The sequence below is a fragment of the Acidovorax sp. KPB24-07 genome (genome assembly GCF_057543315.1).
In genome coordinates this window covers 1-4,121 of record NZ_BAAJYS010000307.1, presented here as the reverse complement: position 1 = coordinate 4,121, position 4,121 = coordinate 1, and the positions used below count along the sequence as shown (strand labels likewise).

The window sequence follows — 4,121 nt, the reverse complement described above, 5'->3', positions numbered from 1 at the left end:
ACATCTCGATCAGCCGCGCCACGTCGGCGCGGCACGGCGGGGCGGTCGCGCCACAGCAGGGCGCCGGTGTCGGGTAGGCGGGCCTCGATGTTCATGGGGCAGGCGCCGCGCAGCGCGGCGAAGCCGCTGTGCATCTCGGCGCAGACGCTGCGGGCCCGTGCGCGGGCGGCCGCGTCGGCAGGCCACAGCGCCTTGTCCGGGTGCTTTTCCGCCACGTATTCGGCGATGGCGAGGGTGTCCCACACCGCCAGGCCGCCGTCGACCAGCACGGGCACCTTGCCGGTGGGCGTGACCGCCTGGATCTTCTGCTTGAACTGCGAGCCTTCGTCGAAGCTGTCGAAACGCAGCGGCACTTCCTCGAACGCGATGCCGGCCTGGCGCAGCAGCACCCAGGGGCGCATGGACCAGGAGGAGTAGTTCTTGTTGCCGATGTAGAGCTGGAACATGGGATTCACCTCGGAAAACGGGAGGTGCATCCTACGACGCCGTCGAGCAGCCTTTCGATGCCTTTTCGCCCGGCGACTGATGCGCGCCGCGCATCAGCGGTGCCTGGCGCCCTGGCCGGTCAGATCGGCCAGACCACGCCGTTGTCGTTCAGGATGGCATTCAGTGGCAGATCGTGGGCCTCGGGCTCGAAGTCGTCGATGTAGCCGTGCGTGAAGCCCAGGCCCACCGTGGTGGGCACCGGCTGCAGCGTGGCCAGCGTGCGGTCGTAGAACCCGCCGCCGTAGCCCAGCCGGTAGCCGCCGGGGCCGTAGCCCACGCAGGGCACGAACAGCAGCGAGGGCACGATCACCTCGGTGTCCTTGGGCTTGGGGATGCCGTAGGCGTCCTCCTCCATGGGGCAGCCGGGGTACCAGGCATGGAAGGTGAGGGTCTTGTGCACCTTGTCCACCACCGGCAGGCCGATGCGGCGCCGCTGGGGCTCGTCCAGCAGTTCGCCGTCTTCCTTCCAGCGGTGCAGCGCCGGGAGCGGGTCGAACTCGCCCTTGATGGGCCAGTAGGCCCCGATGACGGTGTCGGGCCGGTCCACCAGCCAGATTCGCATGACGCGCTGAAGCAGGTCCGCCCGCTGTAGGCGGTCGGGGAGGTTCAGGCGTTCTTCTACCAGTGCGCGGCGCAGGGCTGCTTTGTCCATCACATAATTCCCCCAATGCAATTGCTCAAGATTCTGACACCGCTCGTCGCGGGCGCCTTGCTCGCCGGTGGCGCGACCCTTGCGGTCGCGCAAAACCGGGGTGACGATACCCTGCTGGAGATGCAGCAGGCCTTCCGCAAGGGCGACCGGCAACGGCTCACCCAGCTGCTGCCGAGTGCCCGTGGCCACGTGCTCGAGCCCTGGGCCGCCTACTGGGAGTTGCGGGCCCGCCTCGGCGAGGCCCTGCCGCAGGAGGTGGGCGCCTTCCTGCAGCGCTACGCCGGCACCTACCAGGAAGACCGCCTGCGCAACGACTGGCTGCTGCTGGTGGGCCAGCGCCGCGACTGGGTGCAGTTTTCCGAGCTGCACCCGCAGTTCCGCATGGGAGACGACCGCGAGGTGCGCTGCTACGCGCTGCTGATCGAGCAGATCAAGGGCACGGCGCCGGCCGGCGCCATCGAGGAGGTGCTGCGCAACTGGTACGGCCAGCGCGAGGCCGACGACGGCTGCACGCACGCGGTGGCCGAGTTCTATGCCGACAAGAAGGTCACGGCCATGGACATCTGGCGCAAGGCGCGCCTGTCGGCCGAGGCCAACCGCGCCCGCGCCACGCGCAACGCGGTCGAGATCGTGGCGCCCGAGGCGCTGCCGCAGCTGCGTGAGGTGTTCGATTCGCCCGTCAAGTTCCTGGCTGGCCGCGCCACGGCCGCCGGGCGCGTGCGCCAGGAGCTGGTCGTGCTCGGGCTCATCAAGATGGCCATGGCCGACCCTGGCGCCGCGGCGCGGCTGCTGGATGCCAAGTGGGGCGTGCAGCTGTCGTCCGAGGAGCGCAACTGGGTCTGGGGCGTGATCGGCAAGCAGACGGCGATCGCGCTGTCGCCAGACGCCATGGGCTACTTCGGCAACGTGTCCAAGGACGCCGACCTGTCCGACGACACCCTGGGCTGGAAGGTGCGCGCCGCCCTGCGGGCCGGGCAGTGGAAGCAGGTGGCGCGCGCCATCGACGCCATGTCGCCCACCGCCCGCCAGGACAGCACGTGGACCTACTGGCGTGCCCGCGCCTGGCTGTCCAACCGCCCGGGCGACGAAGACAAGGCCCGCGCCCGCGAGCTGCTCGAACGCATCGCGGGCACCAACGGCTTCTATGAAATGCTGGCCCTGGAAGAGCTGGGACAGCGCGTGGTGCTGCCGGCCGCGCCCCTGCCGCCGACGCCCGAGGAAAAGGCCGCCGTGCGCGCCAACCCGTCGCTCAACCGCGGGCTGTACGCCATCTTGCTGGGGCTTCGCGGCGAAGGCGTGCGCGAATGGAACTACGCCACCAACCTGCACAGTCCGGGCGGCATGGCCGACCGCGAGCTGCTGGCCGCCGCCGAGTTCGCCTGCCAGCGCGAGGTGTGGGACCGCTGCATCAACACCAGCGAGCGCACCAAGGCGGCATTCGACGCATCGCAGCGCTTTCCCATGCCGTTTCGCAGCACGGTGGTGGCGCGGTCGCAGGCCATCGGGCTCGACCCGGCCTACGTGTACGGGCTCATCCGCCAGGAAAGCCGCTTCGTCATGGACGCGCGCTCGGGCGTGGGGGCTTCCGGCCTCATGCAGGTCATGCCGGCCACGGCCCGCTGGACGGCCCGCAAGATCGGCATGGCGAATTTCACGCCCGACCAGATCAACGACCGCGAGACCAATATCACCATCGGCACCGCCTACCTCAAGCTGGCGCTGGACGATTTCGACGGCTCCATGCCCCTGGCCGCTGCGGCCTACAACGCCGGCCCGGGCCGCCCGCGCAACTGGCGCAACGGTCCGCTGCTGGAGGCGGCCATCTGGGCGGAGAACGTGCCTTTCAGCGAAACGCGCGACTACGTGAAGAAGGTGCTGGCCAACACGACGCTGTACGCCGCGATCCTGAGCGGCCAGCCGCAGTCGCTCAAGGGGCGGCTGGGCAGCGTGGGGCCGCGCGATGCCGCAGTGCCGGAGCCGAACAAGGACCTGCCCTGATTCCTGCGCGGTGCCGGGTGCGAGGGCGCCCGGCACTGCGGTTTCACCCGGCCGCGGAGGGCGGCCGTTTCATAAAAAAAAACCATGTCCAACAAGAAGAGAATCGGGGCCGCTGCGGCCATCGCCTTGGCAGCCGGGTTGCTGTGCGGGGCCGTTTCGGCGCAGCCGGTCTACAAGTGGGTGGATGCGCAGGGCCGCACGCAGTATGGCCAGCAGCCGCCGGACCTGTCCACGGCCGAGCAGCCGCAGTTGCACAACACGGTGCCGTTCGGCAGCAGCGGCGGGACCGGTTCTGCCGCCGCGCCGCGCAAGCTGCCCCGGGACGTGCAGGACCAGGTGAATGGCCTGGCGCAGGGTTTGACCAAGACGCAGCCGGGCAAGGTGCCGCTGTCCTGCGGCAGGGCGGTGAGCAACGCGACCTCGGGCCTGGACACCATGCTGGAGACCGGCGACAAGAACGCACGCGACGGCTACCTGACCCGCGAGCAATACGAAGCCACGGCGGGCAAGATCCGCGCCACGCGCAGCCACATCACGGTCGGCGACTGTGAATCGGCCACGGGCGTCAAGCGCGACTTCTACCAGTGCATTTCCAACGACCGCAACCACGTGATGGGGTGCGCGCAGCAGCACCGCTTCTGAAGCCCGGCCTGCCGGCGCTCAAGGCACGTCGTCGCCCGTGGGCGGGGCCTTGCGCCCGGTGACCATGGCCCGCACGAGATTCTCGCGGTGCTTGTACCCGGTGAACAGCACGCCGCCCACGTGCAGGGCGACCAGGCCCAGCAGGGTCCAGCCCAGGCCCTCGTGCAGGTTGGCGAGCCAGCCGTAGCCCCAGAACAAGTCGGTGGTGTAGAGCCAACCGGTGAACCCCAGCAGACCGATGCAGCCCAGCAGCGCCACCACCATCCAGCCGCCCAGCGGGTTGTGGCCCAGGTGGCGCGGCGCGCGTCCCGCGCCCACGGCCCGCGCGTAGGCCCAGGTGGCG

Annotated in this window: 4 protein-coding genes and 1 pseudogene; 2 read left to right on the top strand and 3 right to left on the bottom strand. The window is 69.9% G+C overall.

Annotated elements, in window-relative coordinates; translation table 11 throughout:
* Positions 1 to 446 (bottom strand): annotated as a pseudogene (locus AC27IQ_RS19855) (glutathione S-transferase); the annotation flags it as partial.
* 119 nt (positions 447 to 565) lie between these two features.
* Entirely contained in the window at positions 566 to 1,138 is a 573-nt protein-coding gene (locus AC27IQ_RS19850; RefSeq protein ID WP_272565224.1) for a 5-formyltetrahydrofolate cyclo-ligase, read from the bottom strand.
* 15 nt (positions 1,139 to 1,153) lie between these two features.
* On the opposite strand from AC27IQ_RS19850, the gene AC27IQ_RS19845 reads away from it, so the two are divergent.
* The gene (locus tag AC27IQ_RS19845; protein ID WP_317353283.1) at positions 1,154 to 3,136 is read left to right on the top strand and encodes a lytic transglycosylase domain-containing protein; all 1,983 of its coding nucleotides are present in this window, start codon (positions 1,154 to 1,156) and stop codon (positions 3,134 to 3,136) included.
* Between the two features lie 84 nt (positions 3,137 to 3,220).
* Positions 3,221 to 3,778, top strand: coding sequence for a DUF4124 domain-containing protein (locus AC27IQ_RS19840; RefSeq protein ID WP_284429687.1), 558 nt, complete (start codon positions 3,221 to 3,223; stop codon positions 3,776 to 3,778).
* Positions 3,779 to 3,796: 18 nt separating this feature from the next.
* Here the strand turns inward: AC27IQ_RS19840 and AC27IQ_RS19835 are convergent.
* Positions 3,797 to 4,121 (bottom strand): cytochrome b/b6 domain-containing protein (locus AC27IQ_RS19835; protein ID WP_487090509.1); only part of this gene is annotated, 325 nt, incomplete at its 5' end.

Excerpts from the sequence above, each read along its gene's own strand:
- AC27IQ_RS19845 (WP_317353283.1), top strand. The coding sequence starts at position 1,154 with ATGCAATTGCTCAAGATTCTGACACCGCTCGTCGCGGGCGCCTTGCTC.
- AC27IQ_RS19840 (WP_284429687.1), top strand. The coding sequence starts at position 3,221 with ATGTCCAACAAGAAGAGAATCGGGGCCGCTGCGGCCATCGCCTTGGCA.
- AC27IQ_RS19850 (WP_272565224.1), bottom strand. The coding sequence starts at position 1,138 with ATGGACAAAGCAGCCCTGCGCCGCGCACTGGTAGAAGAACGCCTGAAC.